This is a genomic window from Thermosipho atlanticus DSM 15807 (assembly GCF_900129985.1).
Lineage (GTDB): Bacteria > Thermotogota > Thermotogae > Thermotogales > Fervidobacteriaceae > Thermosipho_A > Thermosipho_A atlanticus.
In genome coordinates this window covers 149,811-175,443 of sequence record NZ_FQXN01000005.1, presented here as the reverse complement: position 1 = coordinate 175,443, position 25,633 = coordinate 149,811, and the positions used below count along the sequence as shown (strand labels likewise).

Sequence of the window (25,633 nt, the reverse complement as noted above, 5' to 3'; positions counted from 1 at the left end):
AAAAAAACCAGGAGGTGGAATTATGTTTAAAAAGATTAGTGTAGTTTTATTAACAGTATTAGTGTTAACAGCAAGTATATTTGCAGTAGGACCATGGAGGAGCAATTATGTACAGACAAACACAACAAGTCGAACACAACCACTTTATCAAAATTTACCTGAAGGAGCAACAGTTTCTGAAACAACCATATCAGGTACAGTAAAGGAAATTGAAATGATACCAGGAGAAGGGATGGAAGTAATCATTGATGCTGAAGGAGAAGAATATGAAGTACACACAGGACCAATTTGGTTGTATGATGGCTTAGAAGTAGGAGTAAATATAGAAATCAGTGGTAGAATAATTTCAACAGAAGATGAAACATACATTGTAGTAGACAAAGCAGTAATAGATGGAAAAGAAATAGTGGTAAGAGAAAACGGATTTCCAGTATTTGCAAGAAGAGGAATGGAAAATAACAGAGGAAATACATATACAGAAATGGAAAGAAGGAATGTAAGAGGTAGAATGATGAACAGACCACAAAACAAAGTTAGAGAACATGCATATGGTTATGGAATGGGAACATGTGTATATGACGCTGATTAAAGTGAGTATGTAGATGAAAATCTCGCCCAAATTGGGCGAGATTTTTTTATGTAATAATTTCATGCTATAATTCAAAGGAATTACTTTTTAACTTAAAAAGGAGGAAAAATGATGGTAGTAAAAAACCTAAAAAAATATTACGGAAAAAATAAAGGAATTGAAAATGTTAGTTTTGAAATTAAAGAACACGAAATTTTAGGTTTAATAGGGCCAAATGGAGCAGGGAAAACAACCACAATTAGAATTTTAACTGGTTTTTTAAAACCAGATGAAGGAGTTGCACTTATCGAAAATAAGAAAATGCCGTATGAAATTGATTCTGTTAAAGAAAACATAGGATACATCCCAGGAGAAGTTAACTTCTATGAAGATATGAAAGTTAAAGAATTTTTAAATTTTAACAGGTCCTTTTATAAAAATAAAATTGATATAAGCTATGAAAAAGAATTGATTGACATTTTAGGAATTGATCTGAATAAAAAATTTAAAGCCTTATCTTTAGGAAACAAAAAGAAAGTAGCAATCTTACAAGCTCTTGTACATAGGCCAAAATACCTGATTTTAGATGAACCAACAAATGGATTAGATCCTCTTGTACAACAAAAGTTTTACAATTTAATAAAAAAGCACAAAGAAGAAGGAGCAATTATCCTATTTTCATCACATGTTTTATCCGAAGTCGAAAAAATTTGTGATACTTTTGCAATGATAAAAGATGGAATAATTGTAAAATCTGGAACAATAGAAGGATTAAAGGATATTTCCAAAAAGTTAATATATGTATATGGGTTAAAGGAAGCTTCTCACTTAGAAAAGTACAAATATAGAACAAATGAAAATGTTTATATTTTTGAAATAAAGAACACCAATTTGAAAGAATTTTTAAATGATTTACTAAAAGCTGATTTTGAAGATCTTGAAATAAAAAATCCAGCTCTCGAAGACATATTTCTTGAATTATATAAATAGTAGAGGTGAAAACATGAATTTGATAAGAAAAGAAATTAAATATACTTTTAAAAATCTCATAATATGGAGTGTCGTTATCATCTTGTTTAATTTAATGTACTCTTCATTTACAGATCTAATAATTCAACAAAATAGTCCCTTAACTTTCTTTTTGGAAAAAATGCCCGAAACACTTTTAAATGCCTTAAATATGGACATATCAATAATGTCAAAACCGGAAGGTCTTTTTGGAACAGAGGGAATGACATTTATGTTCATATTTTTTGGAATATTCAGTTCTACTCTCGCAAATAAATTATTTGCAGGTGAATATGACCACAAAACAATTGAATATTTGCTTGTAAAACCTTTTCCAAGAAGAAAAATATTTTTGTACAAAATTTTCGCTTTATCAACAAACTTAATTCTACTATTTTTTATATTCTCAGTAAGTTTACTTTCATTTTTTAAAATCTTTGTGAGGGGAAATTATAGTAATAGAATATTAATTTCTTTCAGCGTATACTTATTAGTTACTGCTTTTTTCTTTGCAGCACTTGCCGTTTTTTTATCATTATTAGTGAAAAACAGGAAATTAACAAATTCTCTTTCACTTGGTATATTATTTTTCATGTATTTTGGATATTCCATATCAAAAGGTGTTAAACATATGGAGTTTCTTAGAAAAATTAGTGTATTCTATTACATGCCAGTAATTGAAACAATAAAAAATAATAAAGGTTTTTATTTTAATTCTTTAATGATATTGTTAGTATCTTTTTTTATATTTGCTATTTCAGCAAAAATATTTGAAACACAAGATATAAAGATTTAGGAGGGGTTTAAATGTTATTTCAAAAAGAATTAAAATCTAATATAAAAATCTTTTTGATCTGGACTTTTGTTTTATTCTTTTTTGCTGCCCTTATAGCTCCATTCATAAATGGAGTCATGGAAGATGCTGATTCTTTAAAAGATTTTATCAATTCTCTCCCAAAATTTATGCTAAATTTGCTTAATATATCAGAAAATTTTATAACTCCGGAAGGATTTTTTAGTGCTAAAGTAATGTTCATGGCAGAAATCTTTGCGGGAATTTTTGCGATTATTCTCGCCGTTAATGTTTTTACATCTGAATATGAAACAAAAACAATAGAATATCTCTTGGTGAAACCCCTTACCAGAAATAAAATATTTTTCAAGAAATTTTTAGTACTATTCGTTTACTACACTATTTTTGCGTCTGTTTTTTGCTTGAGTGTTTTATGGCTTTTTAAAATTTATGTTCACTACGAATACAATTCTTCTATCCTTGCAGGTTTTGCTTTGTATTTATATGTTATTGAAATTTTTTTTGGAGCTCTAACTGTACTTTTTTCAGTACTGTTTCAAAAATCATTTATTACTATTTCTCTGTCATCAGGAATTTTTTTAATCATGTTCATCGCCGATATATTTGGAAACGCTATGAAAAAACTAGAATGGATAAGGTATTTTACATTGTTCAAGTACATCTCACTTGGTGATACTATTCAATATGAAAAAGTTTATATACTAAACTCGCTTTTTTTTATTTTAATTGGGCTTGCAGTCTTTCTTTTGGCAAGCAAAATTTTTAAAAATGAAGATATAATAATTTAAATAAAAATGTTGGAACTTTCATAACCTCTCCTTCAATAATTATACTTTGTATGTTATAATTTTTTTGAGTTTCATTGGAACCGTTTCAACGGAGGTGGATTTGTGTTAAAAGAGTTGGAAAGTTACTTGAAATCGAAAATAACTAACAAAAGAAATTATGCTATTCCAAAAATTTGGGTAAAAGGTTATGAAAAAATCTATGGAGATATTTTTGATGAAAAAAACGGGATTTACTATGTAGATCCCTACCTCTTTTTTTCAAAAGTTATCTCTTACATTCTTGAAAAATCGGGCAACATCGATTATTCCAAGCCTCTTTCTCATATAAAAAGAGAAACAAATTCTAACTGGATAAAACAGGCAGTTATATATGGCTCCTTACCGAGAATGACATCTGCTTTCAATCATAAAGGCTTTGGTACATTTGAAGAAATTGATATTTTAGGCTATAAAGAATCAGGAACATTTTTAAAAATGATTGCTCTTCTCCTATATCTGAAATCTTTTAATATCAACACTCTATACTTGCTCCCCATAAGTAAAACTAGTAACTTATTTAAAAAAGGAAGTATTGGTTCACCATACGCCGTTAAAAATCCACTGGAGATAGATGAATGTTATCATGATCCTTTACTTGAAAGTTTTAACGTAGAGGATGAATTTAAAGCACTTGTAGAAGCAGCACATATCTTGGATATTAGGGTTATCCTAGATTTCATTCCCAGAACTGCTTCAAGAGATTCTGATATTATTAGAGAACACCCTGATTGGTTTTATTGGATAAAAATCGAAGACCTTGCAACGTATAACCCCCCAAAAATAAAAGAACTTCCATTTAAAATCCCTGATGAAAAAGATCTAGAAATAATCTACAGAAACTTAGAAGTTAGAAAACATCTAAAAAAATTCGTAGACTCTCCAAATAAACTCAATCCACAAAAATGGGAAAAAGTAAAATCTATGGATGGAAATATATTAGTGAATATTATTAAAGAATTTGGAATAGTTACTCCTCCTGGTTTTTCTGATTGGGTAAATGATACACAACCTACGTGGGATGACATTACCTTCTTAAGACTGTATCTTGATAATCCCATTGCTTCTAAAAATTATGTTTCAGAAACACAAAAACCATATATTTTATTTGATGTAATTAAAGCAAGTAAATTTCCTGGCGAAAAGCCAAATACTGAATTATGGGAGTATTTATCAAACATAATTCCCAGTTACCAAAAAAGGTTTGGAATAGATGGGGCAAGAATAGATATGGGACATGCTTTACCCTCTAAGCTTCAAGAAATGATCATTAGTAAAGCAAAAGATTACGACCCTTCATTTGTGTTTATTGCTGAAGAACTTGAAATGAAAAATGATGAAAAAGCAAAAAATGATGGGTATCATATGATTTTAGGAAATACCTGGTACTCAGTAGCCCGAAGAGAAAAGTTTTATAAACTTGTTGAGGAAACTTCTGTCAATATGAAGCTTCCTTTCCTTTCATGTGTAGAAACGCCAGATACACCTAGAATTTCTGCCAGGGAATTTGGAGATAAATTGAAATTCCTTGCTACTTTTCTACTTTATTTCTTGCCAAATGGTGTACCGTATATAAATTCAGGACAAGAAATCGGAGAAATTCAGCCAATGAACCTTGGTTTAGATAACACAATTTGGGGAAAAACAGTTCTTTCACCAGATGACGAATTTTATGGAAAACTTGCCTTCTTCGACCATTACGTACTTCATTGGAATTCACCTGATAACAGTATTTCTGATTTTTTGAAAAGTTTGATGAAGGAAAGAGAAAAATACAAAAAGTTTATAAATGAAGGATATTTTAAATATGTTTATTTTAACTATCAAGATGGATTTTTAGCGAACTATTCATATTGGATTGATGACAAAGGGATCATAATAGTAGGAAATCTTGATTTGTCTTGGGAAAGAGAATTTGAGATTTATTTAAATGAAACATATGGAAAACAAATAAATGTTTCAACAATAAAATTATGGAAAAAAGATGGAGAATTTCCTATCTTTAGCCATAATAATGTTATTAAAATGAAGTTGGCACCTGGTGATTTTGCTCTTATAAAAATTAATATTTAAGGGAGGAAGTAGTATGAAAAAGTTTGTGTTTTTTTTATTTATCTTACTTTCATTAACTCTATTTGCAGAAACAACTATCATTGTTCATTACCATCGATTTGACAATAATTACGATGGTTGGAATTTATGGATTTGGCCAATGAAGCCTGTAGCCATGGAAGGAAAAGCCTATCAATTTACTGAAAAAGACGATTTTGGAGTGGTTGCAAAAATCGTACTTGATATGGATTTAGAACAGGTGGGAATTATTGTTAGACTTAATGAATGGCAAATGAAGGATGTGGCCAAAGATAGATTTATAGATATAAAAAATGGAAAGGCGGAGGTGTGGATTTTGCAAGGTGTAGAAGAAATATACACAACAAAACCTGACACAAGTCCAAGGGTATTTTTTGCTGCAGCTAAATCTAAAAATACCATTGAAGCATATCTTACAAATCCAATCGATACAAAAACATTCAAAGATATAAAAGTTACAGTTGATGGAGTTGAAAGGAAAGTACTAAGTATTGAAAAAGCCGATCCTACTGATATTTCAAAAACAAATTACATCAGAATTACTCTCAAGGATCAACTCACAGAAGATGATTTGAGAAAAAATGTTCAACTACACATTAAAGGATTCAAACCAGCAACGGTTTACATGTTAGATATATTAGATGATTATTACTATGATGGTGAACTCGGATATATCTATACACCTGACTATACTATATTTAGAACATGGTCTCCCGTTTCAAAGAAAGCCAGTGTATTATTATATAAAACCGGAGAAGATGAAACTCCATATCAAATAATTGATATGAAATACATAGGAAATGGTGTTTGGGAAGCAAAAGTAAACGGAAATCTTGATGGTGTGTTTTATAAATACAGATTTGAAAGTTACGGAAAAATAAGAGAAACAATCGATTATTATTCAAAAGCTGTTTATAAAAATTCAGCAAAAAGTGCTGTTATAGATCTTTCTAAGACTAATCCTCCAAACTGGGAAAAAGATGTAAGACCTTATATGGAAAAGCTAGAAGATGCAATTATCTATGAAATTCACATTGCTGATATGACTGGCCTTGATAATTCTGGTGTTAAAAACAAAGCTACTTACATTGGTTTAACAGAAGAAAACACTAAAGGACCTGGTGGAGTATCAACTGGTCTATCACATCTAGTTGAACTGGGAGTAACACATGTGCACATACTTCCAGTGTTTGATTTTTATACTGGTGATGAAGCAGAAAGAGATTTTGAAAAAAGCTACAATTGGGGTTATGATCCCGTACTCTTTACAGTACCAGAAGGAAGATACTCAACAAATCCTTACGATCCTTATGTAAGAATAAAAGAGGTAAAACAAATGGTCCAAAAATTTCATGAAAAAGGGTTGCGTGTCATACTTGATATGGTATTTCCACATACATTTGGCATAGGAGAACTTTCTCCATTTGATCAAACAGTCCCATACTACTTCTATAGATCAGATAAAACTGGTGCGTACTTGAATGAAACAGGTGTGGGAAACGTTATAGCCTCTGAAAGACCTATGATGAGGAAATATATAATTGATACCGTATTATACTGGATAAATGAATACCATATTGACGGCTATAGATTTGACCAAATGGGATTAATTGATAAAAAGACAATGACAGAACTAGAAAAAGCCGTACATGCAATTGATCCAACAATTATTCTGTACGGTGAACCTTGGGGAGGTTGGGGTGCCCCAATTAGATTTGGTAAAAATGATGTTGCAGGTACACATATTGCTGTATTTAATGATGAATTTAGAGATGCCTTAAGAGGTTCTGTATTTAACGCAAAAGTTAAAGGATTCCTACTTGGTGCTATAGGTAAGGAAACAAGAATTAAAAGAGGAGTAGTAGGAAGTATACACTACGATAACAGAATAAAAAGTTTTGCATCAGATCCTGAAGAAACAATAAACTACGTTGCAGCTCATGACAATCATACTCTCTGGGATAAAAATTATCTTGCTGCTCAACAAGACAAAAAATATAACTGGACAGATGAAATGTTAAGAAACGCTCAAAAGTTAGCTGGAGCCATTATTCTCACTTCTCAAGGTATTCCATTTATTCATGCTGGTCAAGATTTTGCAAGAACAAAAAAATTCAATGATAATTCTTATAACGCCCCAATTTCCATAAACGGTCTTGATTATCAGAGAAAATTAGAATACATTGATGTATTCGAGTATTATAAAGGGCTTATAAAGCTAAGAAAAGAACATCCAGCTTTTAGATTAACTTCTGCTGAAGAAATTAGAAACCACTTGAAATTCCTAAAAAGTAAAACTAGGCGTGTAGTATCATTTATGATTACTGGAAATGCCAGAAATGATAGTTGGAAGGATATTTTAGTAATATATAATGGAAATGTAAAACCAATAGTTTACGAACTTCCTTCAGGAGAATGGAATGTAGTAGTAAATGGTAAAAAAGCAGGAACAGATGTCATAGAAAAAGTATCCGGAACAATAACATTAGAAGGAATTTCTGCATACGTACTATACAAGAACCAATAATTTATGTTATAATGTGTTTAGTAATTCCTCTTCTAGAAGGAAAGGGGTGAAATATTATGAGTAAAAAAAGAATACTCGTTGTTGAAGATGAGGAAAATATGAGACTTTTAATAAAAGAAGAGCTTGAAGAGTCTGGATATGATGTTGACGAAGCAAAAAATGGCGAAGAAGCCTTAAAAATGTTTAGAGAAAAAGAGTATGATTTAGTTACTATTGACATTGAAATGCCCGGGATGAATGGCCTTGAAGTCGCTGGAAAAATTAGAGAAATAAAGAAAGATGCAAAAATTATAATTTTAACGGCTTACTCTCACTATAAAAATGATTTAGCCTCATGGGCGGCAAATGCTTATGTTGTTAAAACCTCAGATCTCACTGAATTAAAAGATACTATTTCAAAATTAATTAATAGCTAGGTCATGCCCTCCCGTACAACAAAAAAGGTGGCGGGAGGGCCACCTTTTTTATTAATAATGTTGATTAATGTTAAAATAAAAAGAAAAGATAACGGAGGTGATTAAATGGACTATAAAGAAACGTTGAACTTACCTTTAACAAACTTTTCCATGAGAGCTAAATTAGTTGAAAAAGAACCTAAAATGCTTGACCAATGGCAAAAAATTGATGATTATAACCTTGCTTTAAAAAGTAGAGAAGGAAGACCTAAATTTGTACTACACGATGGACCTCCATATGCAAATGGAAATATTCATATCGGAACTGCCACTAACAAGATTTTAAAAGATATTGTTATACGCTACAAAACAATGAGAGGATATTTCGCACCTTATGTTCCTGGATGGGACACTCATGGACTACCAATAGAACACAGAGTTTCCGTGGAACTAGGTGAAAAAATAAAAAACATGTCTCCAGTTGACATCAGGAAAAAATGTAAAGAATTTGCTTTACATTTTGTAGATGTTCAAAGAGAACAATTTAAAAGACTTGGAATAAGAGGTGACTGGGACAATCCTTATCTCACTCTAGATCCAAAATATGAAGTCCATATTTTAGACATATTTAAAACTCTTGTAAAAAACGGAAACATATACAGAGGAAATAAACCAGTATATTGGTGTCCTACTTGTAAGACGGCTCTTGCAGAAGCTGAGGTTGAATATCATGATCATTCTTCCCCGTCAATATATGTAAAATTCAAATTGGAAAAAGAGGAAAACACATATATCATCATCTGGACAACCACTCCTTGGACCCTCCCTGCAAATGTAGCAATTGCGGTGCATCCAGATTTTGATTATGTAAAGATTAAAGTTGAAAACGAATATTGGATTGTTGCCGAAGGACTTTTAAATAAATTTACCTCGGAAATAGAAGTTGACTACACAGTTGTAGATAAATTTAAGGGAAAAGATTTAGAATATAAAAAAGCTCAACATCCTTTCATTGATAGAAAATCACTCATTGTCCTTGCTGATTATGTTACTCTTGAAGATGGTACGGGATGTGTCCATACAGCTCCCGGACATGGTGCTGAAGACTATTTGACAGGTATAAAATATAACTTGCCAATTCTTTCACCGGTAGATGAAAATGGAATATTTACAGAAGATGCAGGAAAATATGCTAATTTGAAAATTTGGGACGCAAATAAAATAATAATAGATGATTTAAGAAAATCTGGTGCTTTAATAAAAGAAGCAAAAATAGAACATAGCTATCCTCACTGTTGGAGATGTAAAAATCCAGTTATCTTTAGGGCAACTCCCCAATGGTTTATATCAGTAGATGCAAATAATTTAAGAAACAAGGTATTAGAAGAAATTAAAAAAGTAGAATGGCATCCAAAATGGGGTGAAAATAGAATCACAGCAATGGTTAAGGATAGGCCAGATTGGACAATATCAAGACAAAGGGTTTGGGGAACACCTATCCCAGCTATTAAATGTAAAAAATGCGGAGAAGTTTTTCTTGATGAAACAGTTATCGACAACTTTATAAACGTAGTAAGTGAAAAAGGAACAGATGCTTGGTTTGAACTGTCTGAAAAAGAGCTTATACCTGAAAGCGTGAAATGTCCAAAATGTGGTAATAACACTTTTGAAAAAACATATGATACCCTTGACGTTTGGATCGATTCTGGATGTTCATTCGAAGCAGTAATTAGATCAAAAGGAGAAAAATTTCCCGTCGATCTTTACTTAGAAGGTGACGATCAACACAGAGGTTGGTTCCAAAGCTCTATCTTCATGTCTGTAGCCAAAACAGGTAAAGCTCCTTATAAATCGGTTGTTACACACGGATTCATAAAAGACGAACAAGGAAGAAAAATGAGTAAATCTCTTGGTAATGTAATAGATCCGAATGAAATTGTTGACAAATTTGGAGCAGATATTTTAAGACTCTGGGTAGCAAGTATAGATTTCTTTGATAATATAAGAGTTGGGAAAAACATTATTCAACAACAAGTTGAAACTTACAAAAAAATAAGAAATACACTCAGATACCTATTGGGTAATTTAAACGATTTTAAAGAGGAAAATATTGTACCTTACGAAAAATTATTACCACTTGACAAATGGGCAATTGGTAGACTTCAACAATTAATTGAACAAGTAACAAGACACTACGAAAATTTTGAATATTCAAAAGTGTATAGTCTTTTAAATAAATACTGCACTGTTGAATTAAGTGCAACTTATTTAGACATAATTAAAGATAGGTTATACGTCGAAGCAAAAGATTCAATATACAGAAGATCTGCCCAAACAGTAATTTACTATATATTAGAAGCCTTAATCAAAATGTTGGCACCAATATTGGTATTTACTGCTGAAGAAGCGTATCAATTAAGTCCTATCAAAAAATATGAAACAGTTCATATTGATTATTGGCCAGAAATTCGTAAAGATTGGATCGACCAAAAACTCCTTGAAGAATTTAATGTTTTACTTTTGATAAGAGATGATGTTCTAAAAGCATTAGAAAATGCCAGAAATAATGGTATTATTGGACACTCTCTCGATGCAAAAGTTATTCTTTCAGGATTAAACGAAGAAGTCCAAGGTATTTTAGAAAAATATAAAACTATCCTCGAGGAATTTTTTATTGTATCCAAGGTAGAATTTGGAGAGGGGAAGACCAAAGGAGAATTTGTAAGCGTAACAATTCAAAAAGCTGAAGGAGAAAAATGTAATAGGTGTTGGAAATATCATGAAGACGTTGGTAAAGATGACCAATATCCAGACATTTGTCCAAGATGTGCGGCTGTTTTAAGAGGTGAAAGAAAATAAAGATGCGGGGAGTTCTCCCCGCATTTTTGAAAGAGAGGTAATTGATTAATGAAATACGTTGCTGTTATTGGAAGTTCTGGAAACATAAACGAAAATCTTAGAAAAATCTGCAAAAAATTAGGAAAAGAACTTGGAAAAAGATATATATTGGTTACTGGCGGAAGAGATGGAGTTATGGAAGAAGTCGCAAAAGGTGTAAAAGAAGTAAATGGAAAAATAATTGGAATTCTGCCTTTTGACGAAAACGGAAATAAATTCAATTCACTCGAAATAAAAACTGGACTTGATTATCAAATGAGGTCCTTTATTTTAATCAAAAGTGCTGATGCAGTAGTTTCTATTGGCGGAGAAATTGGCACCGCTATTGATATTCTCATAGCATATGCCAACAAAAAACCTTTGATCTTGTTCAAAGGAACTGGAGGTTGGACTGACAGATTTCAAAAAGTTCTATTAGATGGAAAGTTCCTAGATAGTAGAAAATTAACCGAAGTAAAAATAGCAAACAACATAAATGAAGTTGTAAATATTCTAAAAAATGTTTTGGGGGAATGATATGAAATATATACCTCTTGCGATAGTTACTGTTCTTTGGGGACTTTCATTTATCGCTACAAAATTTGTCGTCGGCGAGATATCTCCATTAACTGCTGCCCTATTTAGATTTTCAATCGCTCTTTTAACTTTATGGTTCTTACCTAAACAAAGAAAAATCTCCTTATTTAATATTCACAAAATACTGGCTGGTTTTTGGGGAATCACCATTTATTTTGCAGCTGAAAATTTTGCTTTAAAACTTACAAGCCCTACAAACGCAGCAATGATAGTGTCAACAGCACCTATTTGGTATGTTCTGTTTACACAACTAGTACACAAAAGAAGAACAAGATTTATCCAATATATCGCATCTTTAATTGCTTTGATTGGAGTTGCATTAGTTATACTAAATGGTAGATTATTTTTAAAAGTAAATTCTTTAGGTGATTTGATTGCATTCTTGGCAGCTTTTTCATGGGTTTTTTATACTCATCATATAACAAAACTAGATGATCATTCTTCATTAACAGCTATTTTTGAAATTACTTTTTGGGGAGTATTAACCTTAATACCATTTTCAGCATTTGAATATTTTTATTTCAAACCCATTCTAAAATTCAATTTTAACTCGATTTTTGGTTTAATATATCTTGGCATTTTTTGCTCCGCTATAGGTTATTTTCTATGGAATAAATCTATTCAGATTCTTGGCGATAGAACTACAACTAACGCTGTTTATATCATTCCTGTAATTACTGCTGTGTCCGAATCTTTAATTTTCAAACGAATTCCTACTCTATTGCTAATTTCAGGTATAATATTAGTTGTAATTGGATTGTATGTATTTGAGAAGTATGAAGAAAGGGGAGAAATTCATGGGTAAAAATGATTTAGGCATAGACCTTGGCACTGCCAATTTTATCGTCTATCAAAAAGGCAAAGGAATAGTGTTGTATCAACCTTCAGTAGTTGCTATATCGAAAAAAACAGGAAAAATAGTTGCTATTGGTGATGAAGCAAAAGAAATGTTAGGAAAAACTCCAGAAGATATAATAACGGCTGTAAGACCTATGAAAGACGGAGTAATTGCTGATTATACTATTATTTCTGAAGTCTTACAAATATTCATCAAAAAAGTAACAAAAGGTTTTTTGTTTAAACCCAATATGGTTATTGGTATTCCTGCAAAAACAACAACTGTAGAAAAAAGGGCGGTATTTGATGCCGCGCTAAATGCCGGAGCCAAAAAGGTATATGTCGTTTCAGAGCCGTTAGCAGCAGCAATTGGTTCAGGTATAGATGTAACTAAACCTCGAGGAAATATGATTATTGACATTGGTGGAGGTACAACTGATATTGCCGTTATTAGTTTAGGTGGTATAGTGGTAGGAGATTCTATAAAGCTGGCTGGTGATGCCATGAATGATATTATTGTGAAAAGTATAAGAAAACTCTTCGGACTTATTATTGGTGAATCCACAGCTGAAGAAATTAAAATGAAAGTTGGAAAGGCGCATTCTGATATTGAAGATATAGAAATGGAAATCAAAGGAAGAGATGCCGTTACTGGATTACCAAGAATTGATGTAATTAATTCACAACACATATATGAAATGTTAAAACCATTGATTGAAAACCTTGTTTCGAAAATAAAAATTGTTCTAGAAAAAACTCCTCCCGAATTATCTGCAGACATTATGGAACAAGGTATTACCCTTACTGGTGGAGGTTCACTTTTGAGGGGAATTGACAAAGCTATTTACGATGAAATCGGCGTACCATGTAAAATAGCAGACGATCCTATGACTTGTGTTGCAAGAGGCACTGGCATATTATTAGATGACGAAGAATTACTTGAACAAGTTGCAGCTACATACGAATAATAATTACGACAAAAAGAAAGCCCCTTAAATAAGGGGCTTTCTTTTAAATCCATTAAATCCATCCTCTAGCTTTCATTGCTTCAATTATTCTACTTACCGATACAATATAAGAAGCTATTCTTGAATTTACCTCTTTTTCTTTCATTGTCTCGTATACATTATGAAATGCCTGCGTCATTACTTCATCTAGTTTTTCATGAACTTCTCTCTCTGACCAGTAATAACCTGTTCTATTTTGTACCCATTCGAAGTATGAAACAGTTACACCGCCAGCATTTGCAAGAACATCCGGGAGAATAAACGTCCCTTTTTTATACAAAATTTCGTCAGCTTCAGGAGTAATTGGCCCATTTGCAAGTTCTAAGATATATCTTGCTTTAATTTGTTCTGCATTTTCCTTAGTAATAACATTTTCAATCGCTGCAGGAATTAAAATATCAACATCCAATTCTAAAAGTTCTTCGTTTGTAATATTTCTTGCTCCATCAAAATCTCTTACCGTTCCTGTTTTCATCTTATGCTCTAATACTGGTCCATATGGCAAGCCTTGAGAGTTATATATTCCTCCTTTTGAGTCAGAAACAGCAACGACATTTGCTCCTGCTTCACTCAGAAATCTTGCAGCAAAAGAACCAGCATTCCCAAACCCCTGAACAGCAACCGTTAATCCCTTAAAACTTTCTCCTTTAATCTTTAATGCTTCTCTCAAAACGAAAAATCCTCCTCTTGCTGTCGCTGTTCCTCTTCCTTGAGACCCCCCAACAATCTTTATCTTTCCAGTTATTACTCCTGGTTGATAAGAACCAACTAACTTACTATATTCATCCATCATCCAAGACATGATCTGTGAATTTGTATACACATCAGGTGCTGGTATATCTTGATCAACTCCAATATATTTATAAATAGCATCGATAAAACCTCGAGATAATCTTTCAAGTTCTCCTTGTGAAAGTTCTTTTGGATTGACCTTTATTCCTCCCTTTCCACCACCATACGGAATTCCCACAACCGCATTTTTTATTGACATCCATGCAGATAGTGCCATAACCTCTTCTTTAGTTACATCAGGATGATATCTAATTCCCCCCTTCGTAGGCCCTAACGCATTGTTATGTTGAGATCTCCAACCCTTAAAAACCTTTATACTTCCATCATCCATCTTTACTGGTATGGATACTTCAATAATTCTTAAAGGATTTTTCAAAATCTCAAAGGCTCCTTCTGGTGCTTCTATATACTTTTTAACATTATCAAGTTGTTTTAAATAGTTTTCATATGGATTTTGCACTTCTATCCCCCCCATTTTTATGGTGTCCATTTTATTATACATATTAAATTGAACAATAAAAATCATTGAAAACTGTTGTTTTTTTATAATAAAAAATAATAATTCTGTTTAATTTTGTAAAATAAAATAATATGCATGAATAAAAAAATATAGTTGGCTTTGGTAGGAAGCCAACTATATTTATCTACTTTTCTAAGTAAGCTATTAAATTTGCTATATCGGAAGGAGTCACCCCAGGTATTCGCATTGCTTGCCCAATTGATCGTGGAGAAATCTTTTTAAGCTTTTCTCTTGCTTCAGTAGAAAGATTTGGAATTTTATCAAAATCCAATTCAGATATATCAAGATTTTCATATTGATCAAATATTTTTATATCTTCAAGCATTTTTTGAATGTATCCTTCGTACTTTAACATAATTTCTATTTGTTCTACGAGCTCAGAATCTTCAATGGGGTTTGGATCAAGTGATTTTACATCACTGTATTTTACCTCAGGTCTTTTTAATATGTTATACAATTTTGTTCCTTCTTTTAAAGGAGATGTCCCCAACCTAACTAACAAATCATTTACCATATCCGATGAAGGAATTTTTACTTCTTTCAACCTAGTTATTTGCTCTTCAATATTTTTCTTTAGTTTCAAAACTTTTTCGTAGAACCACTTTGGAATTAAACCTATTTCATATCCATAATTTGCAAGCCTTAAATGTGCATTATCATGTCTTAATAAAAGCCTGTATTCTGCACGAGATGTTAATAATCTATATGGTTCATCCACACCTTTAGTAGTAATATCATCGATTAATATCCCAATATAGCTTTCAGATCTTTTAAGAATCAATTGTTTTCCGCCTAATATTTTCATCGCAGCATTTATTCCTGCAATAATTCCTTGCCCAGCTGCCTCTTCATATCCACTTGTTCCATTTATTTGACCCGCGAAAAATAATCCTTCAATTTTTTTAGATTCAAGCGTTTGATACAACTGCGTTGGATCGATATAATCATATTCTATAGCATACGCTGGCTTTACTATTATCACACGTTCTAAACCAGGAATCGTTCTTAACATTTGAATCTGCGCAGCATAAGGTAAACTAGTTGAAAGACCGTTTAAGTAGTACTCCTCAGTATATTGCCCTTCAGGTTCCACAAAGACCTGGTGAGTATCCCTATTAAATTTAATTACTTTGTCCTCAATAGATGGACAATATCTTGGACCTACACTATGAATCAATTTTACATCTCCGTATAGCGGAGAATACACAAGATAATCTTTGATAACTTTATGAGTCTCAGGATTTGTATGTGTAAGCCAACATGGGAAATTTTTGGATAGTATCTTTGGCTCATCAAAAAACGAAAACGCTCGTGGAACATCGTCAGTGTCTTGTCGAACCATTTTTGAAAAGTCAATACTGCTTTTTAATACCCTTGCAGGGGTACCAGTTTTAAATCTAGACAGTTTAAAACCAATATCTTGGAGTGATTTGCTCAAACCTTTCGCCGGAAAGTCTCCCATTCTTCCAGCTTCCATTGTATCTCTTCCTATAAAAATCTTCCCTCTTAAAAAGGTCCCCGTTGTTAAAATAACCGCTTTTGCATAATAATCTATTCCGAAAGAATCAACAATTCCTTTGATTTTTCCCCTTTCTACCAATAATTTCTCTACTAATCCAAATCTTAATATTAAATTTTCTTGTGTTTGGAGCTTTTTTTTCATTACATGGGAATATTGATACTTATCAATCTGAGCTCTTAAAGCTCTAACAGCAGGTCCTTTTCCCGTATTAAGCATTCTAACATTAATCATGGTTTCATCAGTAGTCCTAGCCATTTCTCCACCAAGAACATCTATTTCTCTTACAACTATACCTTTGGCCGGACCACCTATAGCAGGATTACATGGGGCCCAACCAACATTATCAGGATTTGCAGTTAACATTAGTGTTTTCAAACCAAGCCTTGCCGTTGCAAGAGCTGCTTCTATTCCGGCATGACCTCCTCCTACCACAATTACATCAAAATGTTTATCATCATCAGGTCTTTTAAAATACAATATCAATACCTCCTCACAGTTTTTAGGTATTCCTAAATATTAAGTATATCACAAACTTTTATTTTCGTAAGGAAAAACGCATGATTTAATATTTAAAAATTTGGAAAAAGAACAATAAAGTTATTTGCAATAGCTCTTCCTATTGCTTTACAATAACTTTTACTTACAAGCGTCAATTTTGTAGACACACTAATGATTGGCAAACTGGAGGAAACTGCCATAGCAGTCGTAAGTATCCGGAGATGCTGTATTTCTTTTGCAATTTTGGGGAAAAAATGATATAAATGGCCTATCAAAATTTACTGTATTAACTATATCTATAGGTTTTTCCTTAAACTCCAAGAAGCATTCAAAATCTCAGAGGAAATAATCAGGCTTACTGAAATCTTTGCAATTATCTCAGGAGCACTACATCCCTTTTAATCTTGTATACCAGTAGATTTTTCGATGTATCTTCCAAAGTAAGACAGTTAGTGATAATAACTGTAACAATTTCAAAAACTTTAAATATTGTAGTTTTTTAAGAACAGGAAGGGATACCAGATTTTCTTTTTTAGTTGAATCTTCTACTTTGTGGTTTTGTAGAATTTCTCTTGCAGGGGTTGCTGGACTAGCATTAAACTTATCTTTTCCTATTGTTTTTCTTCTCACCTTGACTGATGATATAGCAAAGTTTATAATTTTGATATTTAGATACCAAAGTAAAAAATGGCTCAGAAATGTTGTAGAAGAGTTATAATTGTTCTGTTAAGACTTCTAATTGATGTCTTAACTTTTCAATCTCTTCTAAAATTTTCAAAATTTTCTCTTCCAAATTTTCCTTTTCTTTAGTTAATCTCATGGCTTTTATATAATCTGAACCAACCTTTACTAGTTCTATATCAATCTTTTCAAGTTGGTTGGAAAGTTCTTTTTCCTCTTGAACTAATTTATCTATTGTCTCACCTATTTTTTTTACCTTATTTTTTATCCTTTTTCTTTCTATAAAAGTATTCGAAGATTTTCTCGTACGATTATTTTTTTCATGTTGAATATCATATTCATCCAATGAAGAAATTTCATGTAATGTTTTATTTCTAATCATAAAATACCTGTTACAAACATTTTTAATTAATTCTTCATCATGAGAAATAAGAATTACAGAACCTTCATATTCTCTTAATGCTTTTTCTAAAATTTCTGTCGTTTCCAGATCCATATGATTTGTTGGTTCGTCTAAAACTAGTAAATTCGGTTTTTTTAACAACACCTTTGCAAGAGCAAGTATTTGTTTCTCTCCCCCGCTCAATTCTAAAACAAGTTTAAAAACTTCTTCGCCTTTAAATCCAAATCTTCCAGCATATGCTCTTATAATATAATCAGGTTCCATCTTCATTTCACTCGCTAATTCTTCAAACACTGTATTTTCTAAATTAAGATTCTCAACAAATTGATCAAGAAAAACTGCTTTTACATTATGACCAAACTTTATTTCACCACTCCCTGCTATCTTTCCGTTAATTAATCTTAAAAGTGTACTTTTCCCACTTCCATTCGGTCCCAAAATGGCCACTTTTTCGCCATTATAAATTGTAAAAGAAATGTCTTTTATAACATCTAGAAAACTTGCCCCTTTTACTTCTAAAATTACATAACCAGCAGGTTCTGGAACAGGAATTTTTACCTTTTTTCCCGATTCTTCTTCTAAAAAAAGGGTTTTCTCTTCAAGTTCCTTTAGCCTTTTTTCTAAAAGCTTTTCTTTGCTTTTTGCTTGTTTAATAGACTTTTCTCTCCCCCATTTTTTATACCTCTCAATCATTGTTTTTAACCTTTCAATTTCCCTCGTTCTATTCTTCAATTCTCTCTCCTGATGTAAAAGAAGGTTTTTCCTTTCTCTTAAATAATCATCAAAATTCATATTAAAATCCCAAATTTTTTCATTGTTTATCTCTAAAAATCTATTACAAGTATCTCTCAAAAAACTTCTATCGTGAGAAATAATCAAATAACCTCCATCAAAATTTCTTAGTAAACTTTTTAAAAAATGAATACCAGATATATCTAAAAAATTCGTTGGTTCATCTAAAAGTAAAAAATCTGGATTTTCCAGGAAAATTCTACCAATATGAAGTCTAGTTCTTTCCCCTCCACTAAAAGTTGAAATATCTCTATTCCAATCCTTTTCATTGAATCCCAAACCTTTTAAAATGCTTCTTGCTATTCTTTCTTTTTCAGGTGTATCCGCCACCTTTAAATAGTACTCAAAAGGGGTTTTTGCATCAAACACCCTAAATTGATCAAGGTATAACACTTTCCCTGTGGTCACAATTTGCCCAGCATAATCGTTGTATATACCCGCTATTGCTTTCAAAAGAGTTGTTTTACCCGAACCATTTTTTCCTATTAATGCAACTTTTTCTTTATCTGATATATTCAAATTTATATTTGAGAGCAAGGTTTTGCCAGGAAAAGAAATCGATAAATTGTTTAGAACTATCAAATTAACCACCTCGCGTTACAAATTATACCATACAAAAAAAATACTATCTTAACTTAGTCTCTACTATTTATGTGATATAATTATTTAAAGCAGATAAATAAAGTCGGAGGTGCCTGTATGGTTAATCCACAATTTAATTTAAACAATGAACAAAATAAAGTAAAAGAAAAAATGAGCAAAGTAAAACACAAGATTGCCGTATTAAGCGGTAAAGGTGGAGTTGGAAAAACAACAGTAGCAGTTAACCTTGCAACAGCATTAGCTGAAAGTGGTTATAAAGTGGGACTGCTAGATCTTGATATTCACGGTCCAAATATCGTTAGAATGCTTGGAGATAAGCATCCAACAGTTGAAGATGAAGAAATGGTTCCCGCAGAAATTTTGCCTAATCTAAAGGCTTTATCAATAGGAATGTTAGTTGAAGCAGGAAAAGCCGTAATATGGAGAGGACCACTCAAACATAGTGCTATAAAACAATTTTTGGGAGACACAAAATGGGGAGAACTTGATTATTTAATATTTGATTTACCACCTGGAACAGGAGATGAAGCTCTTAGTTTATTTCAAACTTTAGGAAAAATTGATGGTGTAGTTATAGTTACAACTCCTCAAAAAATATCACTTGATGACGTAAGAAGATCCATAGACTTTGTACATTCCATGAACCAAAAATTAATTGGTATAGTCGAAAATATGTCGTATGTTAGATGTCCAAAATGTGGAGAAAAAATCGAAATCTTTGGAAATGGCGGAGGAGAAATTTTAGTAAAAGAATATAATACGGAATTACTCGGTAAAATACCTCTTGATCCTAAAGCTGCTCAGTTAGCAGATGAGGGGAAACCTATAACTTTATATTTAAGAGAAACAGAAATTGAAAAAGTATTCAGAAACATTGCCGAAAAAGTAGTACAAATTGTTGAAAAGTAATTTGAGGTGGAACGCATGAAAATTTTAATAACAAATGATGACGGAGTTACCGCTGACGGCATTTTATGTCTTGCAAGGTTTTTAAGTAAAGAACATGAAGTTACAGTTGTAGCCCCCGAAACAGAACAAAGCGCCGTAGGCCATGCTATAACTATTAGATTTCCATTGTGGTTAAGAAAAGTAGATATAAAAGAACCATTCGAAATATATTCTGTCTCAGGTACACCAGCAGATTGTGTAAAAATAGGAATTGACGTGGTGCTAAACGAAAAACCAGATCTTGTTATAAGTGGAATAAACAGAGGAAATAATCTTGGCACAGATGTAATATATTCCGGGACAGTAAGTGGTGCTCTCGAAGGAGCTATTGCTGGAATTCCTTCAATTGCAATTTCAAGTTATGATTTCAAAAATCCTATGTATGAAACAGCTGCACGTTTTATTCTTAAATTCCTTAAAGAATTCGACGTTAATTCTATTCCACGTTTTTCCGCTTTGAACATAAATGTCCCTTCTATACCTTACGAAAAATTACGTGGTTGGAAATTAACAAAACAAAGTAAAAGAATGTACGAGGACTATTTTGAAAAAAGAGTTGATCCTTCGGGTAGTGATTATTATTGGATGAAAGGAAATATTGTTGAAAACGATCCAGATCCAAAAGCTGATTATAAGGTGCTGAAGGAGAATTTCGTTTCAGTCACTCCTATTTCTCTTTTCATGACAAACGAAAAATATCTAAGCAAACTGGAGGAAATGTACAGTGAAAATAAGATTGTTTGGTGATCCTATTTTAAGAAAGAAAGCAGAAAAAGTCACCGATTTTGAATTTGTAAGAAACTTAAAGGAAGAAATGTTAAAAACAATGTATTTGGATGATGGGGTTGGGTTGGCGGCCCCGCAAGTTGGTGTTTTGCTACGTTTCTTCGTTATGGATGAAGGAAATGGCCCCATGTTTATTATTAACCCTGAAATAATTGAACATTCTGAAGAAAAGGAACTTGGAGAAGAAGGATGCCTAAGTTTACCTGGAATTTTCGCAGATGTCTCAAGATATAAATGGGTTAGATTAAGATATCAAGACGAATATGGAAAAGTTCATGAGCGGTTGTTTGAAGGATATCCTGCTCGAATTGTTCAACATGAGAGTGATCATTTAGATGGCGTTCTCTTTATCGATCATCTGCCATTAAACGTTAGAAAACAACTGACTCCTGAGCTAACCAAAATTATGAGGATGAGATTGGAGGAAACTAAGTGAATTTTGAAGATTTTAAACTAAGTAAAGAAATTTTAAATGCTATCTACAAAAAGGGATTCGAAAAACCGACAGTTGTTCAAGAAAAGGTAATTCCATTACTACTAAGTAGAAAAAAGAACCTAATAGTTCAAGCAAAGACTGGAACAGGTAAAACCGCATCGTTTGGTATACCATTAATAGAACTTTTAGAACCACAAAAAAATATTCAAGCTATAATTCTAACACCTACTAGAGAACTTGCACTACAAGTAGCCGAAGAAATAAACTCACTAAAAAAACGAAATTTGAAAATTTTACCAATATATGGAGGTCAATCAATTAACTACCAAATTAATCATCTTAAACGCGGTGTTGATATTGTTGTAGGAACTCCCGGAAGGGTTCTAGACCATATAGAAAGAAAAACTTTAGATATATCAAAAGTTTCGTATTTTATACTAGATGAAGCTGACGAAATGTTAGATATGGGATTTATAGATGATGTCGAAAAAATATTGAAAAATACACCTGAAAACAAATTCTTTCTAATGTTTTCTGCTACTATTCCGCAAAGAATAGTCTATCTAGCAAAAAAATATATTAAAAATTACGAAGTTATAAAGGTAGTCGATAAAGAATTAACAACCAACTTAACTGAACAAATATATATTGAAGTCAACGAAAATGATAAATTTGAAGCATTGTGTAGAGTTATTGACATCGAAGAAGAATTTTATGGTTTGGTGTTTTGCAGAACGAAACTTGAAGTTGACAAAGTTTCTGGAAAATTAAATGAAAGAGGTTACGATGCAGAAGCTTTACATGGAGATTTTTCCCAATATCAGAGAGAAAGAGTCTTAAGAAAATTCAAAGAAAAAAGAGCAAATATCCTGGTCGCTACTGACGTTGCGGCAAGAGGCATAGATATAGAAGGTTTATCCCATGTTATAAACTACTCAATTCCTCTTAATCCTGAACATTATGTACATAGAATTGGAAGAACAGGAAGGGCAGGAAAAGAGGGAATAGCGATCACTTTCGTTACTCCTAGAGAATATAGACAACTATTCAGAATCAAAAAATTTTCAAACGCAAAGATAAAAGAAGGAAAAATTCCTTCAATTGATCAAATTATAAATACTAAAGCCCAAAAAATAAAAGAGGAACTTTTAAAAAAGAATCCCAAATTAAATGAAATATATTTTAAATTAGCTGACGAACTTTTATTGTCAGGGGATATAAAAGAAATGTTAGCAAAATTGTTGTATAGGGCGTTCCAAGGATTAGATCCCGATTCATATGAAACAATATCCCACAACACAAAAAAACATAATTCTCAGAACGTAAGGCTCTTTATTGCGAAAGGAAAAAATTCTGGGATGACAAAAAGAAACCTTACTGATTTCATTGTCCAAAACACAGGTATAGATAAAAAAGTGATACGAAATGTAACTATCCTGGATAAATTTTCATTTATCACTGTTCCATACAAAGAAGCTGAAATAATTCTTTCCGTATTCAAAACCAAAGGCAGAAAATCAATAGTTTCAAAAGCAAAAGTAAAAAACTAGGAGGTGTATTTATGAAAAAGTTGGGTATGCTTTCGATTGCTTTAGGATTATTATTATCATTTGTTTTACTATTCGCTGGAAGCGATAGTAATCAAGGACCTAAACTAGCTTACATTGATTCAACTAAGGTTTTACAATCATACGACAAATGGATTGAACTTCAAACTAAATATCAAGAAGATTATCAATTTTATGCAAAAAAACTTAATGAACTTGCCGCCGAAATTAATAACTTGAAAAACAGTGGAGCTTCTCAAGAAGAGATAGATGCCAAAACTAAAGAATATCTCCAAAAACAACAACAATACAATCAGTTATTAAGTGATGAGTATCAACCAAAATTTGCTAAAATTGAACAAGAAATACTCTCAAAGATTGCTGAATTTGCTGAAATCATGGGATATGATTTCGTTTTTAATAGCAAATCAATGTCCTATGCTAGTCCAAATTATGACGTTACAGCTAAATTTATCGAATATCTGAAATCAACTAAATAACTATGAAAATTGTGTGTGAAAATGTTGTTAAAAAATTTGGAAGAAAAACTGTTTTGAAAGGTATTACACTTCATGCAAGTAATGGAGAAGTTGTAGGTTTGCTTGGACCAAATGGTTCAGGCAAAACTACTTTGTTTAATATAATTTTAGGTGTTGTAATACCTACTTCTGGAAAAATCTATATAGATGAAATTGATGTAACTAATATTCCCATTCACAAAAGAGCTCTTATGGGAATTACTTATTTGCAACAGGAAACCTCCGTTTTTCGTGAATTATCTGTTCAAGATAACTTGAAATTAATTCTCGAGTTTCACAACGAACAAAATATAAATGAAAAAGTTGAAAAACTTCTTAAAGAATTTGGTATTTACAATCTAAAGGAACAGTTTGCTTCTGATTTATCCGGCGGAGAAAAAAGACGATTGGAACTTGCGCGAATGATGACACTCTCACCAAAATTCTTACTTCTAGATGAACCGTTTGTCGGTATAGATCCAAAAACTGTAAAAGAAATTCAAAAGATGGTACTGTTATTAAAAAAAAGAGGATTAGGAGTTATTATTACAGATCATAGTGTTGAAGCTTTAATAAATGTAGTTGATAGACTATACGTAATTCACAAAGGGAAAATTATCGCAGAAGGGAAACCAGAAAAAGTTTTCGAAAAACGAATTGTGAAAGAGGTGTATCTGGGAGGGGATTTTTGATGGTATTACTTACTATTATTTTTACTATTTGGGGGTTACTTGGGCCTGAAAGTATCGCAATAGATAACAATGGAGGATTTTACATTTCACAAATGGGTAAATTATATGAAACTGATGGTAGTATCATTTACCAAATCAGTGATCAAACAAAGAAATTTTTTCAAATTACCGACCCCAAAGGTATTCTTCTAGAAAATAACATTTTGTGGATAGCAGAAAATGATAGATTAATCATGCTTAATACCCTTAATTCAGATTATAAGACATTCACATCTGTTAGTGGGCTTGCAAAATATCTTAACGATATTGTCAGATTTAATGGAACTCTTTATGTTACTGATACATACAGTGACATGGTTTACACATTAAAGAGTGACATGCTACAGCCAGTCTTTACTCTTTCAAGACCCAATGGAATTACAACTGATGGAAAATATTTATACATTGTTTCTTTCACAAATCCCGCTATCGTTTACAAAAGTGATGGTAAAAGAATCCTTGAAAAGATCACTCTACCAGATATAAATCTCGGTGATGGAATTAGTTATGATAAAGAAAATGATATATTCTTTATCTCTGGATTTGGTTCTGGAAATGTAGTCGCTTATAAAAACTGGAAAAAAGTAGGAGAAATTGATAAGTTTTCAGGCCCTTCTGATATCTATTACGACTCTGAAAGAAAAACTCTTTATGTTCCAGATTTAAAATCCAACAAAGTATATATTTTAAAGGTGATGTTTGGTGAGTAAATCCTACACCATACTTTTAAAAAAAATAGGTCTTTACAGGTACGTTTCTGCACTTGATACAATAACCATGATCGAAAGAACATTTAGACGTAGTAAATTGAATCTGTGTTATACTGAAGGCTACCATCCTAAGCCTAAATTTTCATATATTGATCCTGTACCAACTGGGGTAATTGATTTGGCATTTTATTTGAATGCATTTTTTAATGAAACATACGAAACTGATTATATTTTTGAAAAAATAAAATCGGTTCAACCAAAACATTTGAAAATAGAAAATGTTTTTGCTAACACAATTAATTTTTCAGAAATTAATAAATTTCAATTTTCGTTAATTATAAAAAAACCTTTCAAGTTTGACCGTAGGCAAATTATTGAAAAGAAAACAAAACGCGGAATACGATTAATAAGTTTAGAAAACTTAGAAAACGTCGAAATATTTGAAAAAAAGGACTATATTGTGTTAAACTATATAATTGGTAAAGTTAATTTATTTAACCCTTATCAACTATCTGATAATGTATACTTAGCAATTAGAAAAGAAGCATTTATAGACAACATCCCCCTTTCGAAGTTGTTAAACAAATCTGATGAAGTATAG

The 25,633-nt window shown here is 31.9% G+C and carries 22 protein-coding genes; 19 read left to right on the top strand and 3 right to left on the bottom strand.

Translation table 11 applies throughout. The annotated features are described in order from the left end of the window. The first annotated feature begins 22 nt into the window (after positions 1-22). The 11 genes from BUB65_RS07280 to mreB all read left to right on the top strand — a co-directional run bounded on the left by BUB65_RS07280 (position 23) and on the right by mreB (position 13,506). Positions 23-589: a hypothetical protein gene (locus BUB65_RS07280; protein ID WP_073073020.1), complete on the top strand. Its 567-nt coding sequence runs from the start codon at positions 23-25 to the stop codon at positions 587-589. Between the two features lie 111 nt (positions 590-700). Beyond that, positions 701-1,558: an ABC transporter ATP-binding protein gene (locus tag BUB65_RS07275; protein ID WP_234946844.1), complete on the top strand. Its 858-nt coding sequence runs from the start codon at positions 701-703 to the stop codon at positions 1,556-1,558. 13 nt (positions 1,559-1,571) lie between these two features. Beyond that, positions 1,572-2,372, top strand: a complete 801-nt coding sequence (locus tag BUB65_RS07270; RefSeq protein WP_073073677.1) for an ABC transporter permease subunit — start codon at positions 1,572-1,574, stop codon at positions 2,370-2,372. Positions 2,373-2,383: 11 nt separating this feature from the next. Continuing rightward, positions 2,384-3,178, top strand: coding sequence for an ABC transporter permease subunit (locus BUB65_RS07265; RefSeq protein ID WP_073073676.1), 795 nt, complete (start codon positions 2,384-2,386; stop codon positions 3,176-3,178). A gap of 102 nt (positions 3,179-3,280) precedes the next feature. Continuing rightward, complete coding sequence (locus BUB65_RS07260; RefSeq protein ID WP_073073675.1) at positions 3,281-5,287, top strand: alpha-amylase family protein; 2,007 nt, start codon at positions 3,281-3,283, stop codon at positions 5,285-5,287. A 13-nt stretch (positions 5,288-5,300) separates the two neighbouring features. After that, positions 5,301-7,832, top strand: a complete 2,532-nt coding sequence (gene pulA, locus BUB65_RS07255; RefSeq protein ID WP_073073665.1) for a type I pullulanase — start codon at positions 5,301-5,303, stop codon at positions 7,830-7,832. Between the two features lie 56 nt (positions 7,833-7,888). Further along, positions 7,889-8,248: a response regulator gene (locus tag BUB65_RS07250; protein ID WP_073073663.1), complete on the top strand. Its 360-nt coding sequence runs from the start codon at positions 7,889-7,891 to the stop codon at positions 8,246-8,248. A gap of 105 nt (positions 8,249-8,353) precedes the next feature. Next, entirely contained in the window at positions 8,354-11,086 is a 2,733-nt protein-coding gene (gene ileS / locus BUB65_RS07245; RefSeq protein WP_073073660.1) for an isoleucine--tRNA ligase, read from the top strand. Positions 11,087-11,134: 48 nt separating this feature from the next. Next, positions 11,135-11,641 (top strand): TIGR00725 family protein, encoded by a 507-nt coding sequence (locus tag BUB65_RS07240; RefSeq protein ID WP_073073658.1) that lies wholly within the window; start codon positions 11,135-11,137, stop codon positions 11,639-11,641. 1 nt (position 11,642) lies between these two features. Beyond that, entirely contained in the window at positions 11,643-12,506 is an 864-nt protein-coding gene (locus BUB65_RS07235; protein WP_073073656.1) for a DMT family transporter, read from the top strand. Next, on the top strand, positions 12,499-13,506 hold the full coding sequence (gene mreB / locus BUB65_RS07230) for a rod shape-determining protein (protein WP_073073653.1): 1,008 nt from the start codon (positions 12,499-12,501) through the stop codon (positions 13,504-13,506). The genes BUB65_RS07235 and mreB overlap by 8 nt, the downstream gene beginning before the upstream one ends. Positions 13,507-13,558: 52 nt before the next feature. On the opposite strand, the gene BUB65_RS07225 is transcribed toward mreB, so the two are convergent. The 3 genes from BUB65_RS07225 to BUB65_RS07215 form a co-directional block, all read right to left on the bottom strand. Then, entirely contained in the window at positions 13,559-14,803 is a 1,245-nt protein-coding gene (locus tag BUB65_RS07225) for a Glu/Leu/Phe/Val family dehydrogenase (RefSeq protein WP_143606726.1), read from the bottom strand. Between the two features lie 178 nt (positions 14,804-14,981). Beyond that, complete coding sequence (mnmG, locus tag BUB65_RS07220; protein ID WP_073073649.1) at positions 14,982-16,856, bottom strand: tRNA uridine-5-carboxymethylaminomethyl(34) synthesis enzyme MnmG; 1,875 nt, start codon at positions 16,854-16,856, stop codon at positions 14,982-14,984. Positions 16,857-17,589: 733 nt separating this feature from the next. Further along, positions 17,590-19,344 carry an ABC-F family ATP-binding cassette domain-containing protein gene (locus tag BUB65_RS07215; protein ID WP_327192019.1) on the bottom strand — a complete coding sequence of 585 codons (1,755 nt, stop codon included), beginning with the start codon at positions 19,342-19,344 and terminating at the stop codon, positions 17,590-17,592. Positions 19,345-19,452: 108 nt separating this feature from the next. On the opposite strand from BUB65_RS07215, the gene BUB65_RS07210 reads away from it, so the two are divergent. From BUB65_RS07210 to BUB65_RS07175, 8 genes are read left to right on the top strand one after another with little or no spacing between them, the layout of a single operon-like run. After that, positions 19,453-20,265: an Mrp/NBP35 family ATP-binding protein gene (locus tag BUB65_RS07210; RefSeq protein ID WP_143606718.1), complete on the top strand. Its 813-nt coding sequence runs from the start codon at positions 19,453-19,455 to the stop codon at positions 20,263-20,265. A gap of 15 nt (positions 20,266-20,280) precedes the next feature. After that, on the top strand, positions 20,281-21,051 hold the full coding sequence (gene surE / locus BUB65_RS07205) for a 5'/3'-nucleotidase SurE (RefSeq protein ID WP_073073645.1): 771 nt from the start codon (positions 20,281-20,283) through the stop codon (positions 21,049-21,051). Continuing rightward, positions 21,029-21,526 carry a peptide deformylase gene (gene def, locus BUB65_RS07200; protein ID WP_073073643.1) on the top strand — a complete coding sequence of 166 codons (498 nt, stop codon included), beginning with the start codon at positions 21,029-21,031 and terminating at the stop codon, positions 21,524-21,526. The genes surE and def overlap by 23 nt, the downstream gene beginning before the upstream one ends. After that, positions 21,523-23,076, top strand: a complete 1,554-nt coding sequence (locus BUB65_RS07195; RefSeq protein ID WP_073073641.1) for a DEAD/DEAH box helicase — start codon at positions 21,523-21,525, stop codon at positions 23,074-23,076. The genes def and BUB65_RS07195 overlap by 4 nt, the downstream gene beginning before the upstream one ends. A 26-nt stretch (positions 23,077-23,102) precedes the next feature. Next, complete coding sequence (locus BUB65_RS07190) at positions 23,103-23,573, top strand: OmpH family outer membrane protein (protein WP_234946846.1); 471 nt, start codon at positions 23,103-23,105, stop codon at positions 23,571-23,573. Between the two features lie 2 nt (positions 23,574-23,575). Continuing rightward, positions 23,576-24,283, top strand: coding sequence for an LPS export ABC transporter ATP-binding protein (gene lptB, locus BUB65_RS07185; protein WP_073073637.1), 708 nt, complete (start codon positions 23,576-23,578; stop codon positions 24,281-24,283). Then, positions 24,283-25,032: an NHL repeat-containing protein gene (locus BUB65_RS07180; RefSeq protein ID WP_084728068.1), complete on the top strand. Its 750-nt coding sequence runs from the start codon at positions 24,283-24,285 to the stop codon at positions 25,030-25,032. The genes lptB and BUB65_RS07180 overlap by 1 nt, the downstream gene beginning before the upstream one ends. Next, positions 25,025-25,633: a TIGR03936 family radical SAM-associated protein gene (locus tag BUB65_RS07175; protein WP_073073632.1), complete on the top strand. Its 609-nt coding sequence runs from the start codon at positions 25,025-25,027 to the stop codon at positions 25,631-25,633. The genes BUB65_RS07180 and BUB65_RS07175 overlap by 8 nt, the downstream gene beginning before the upstream one ends.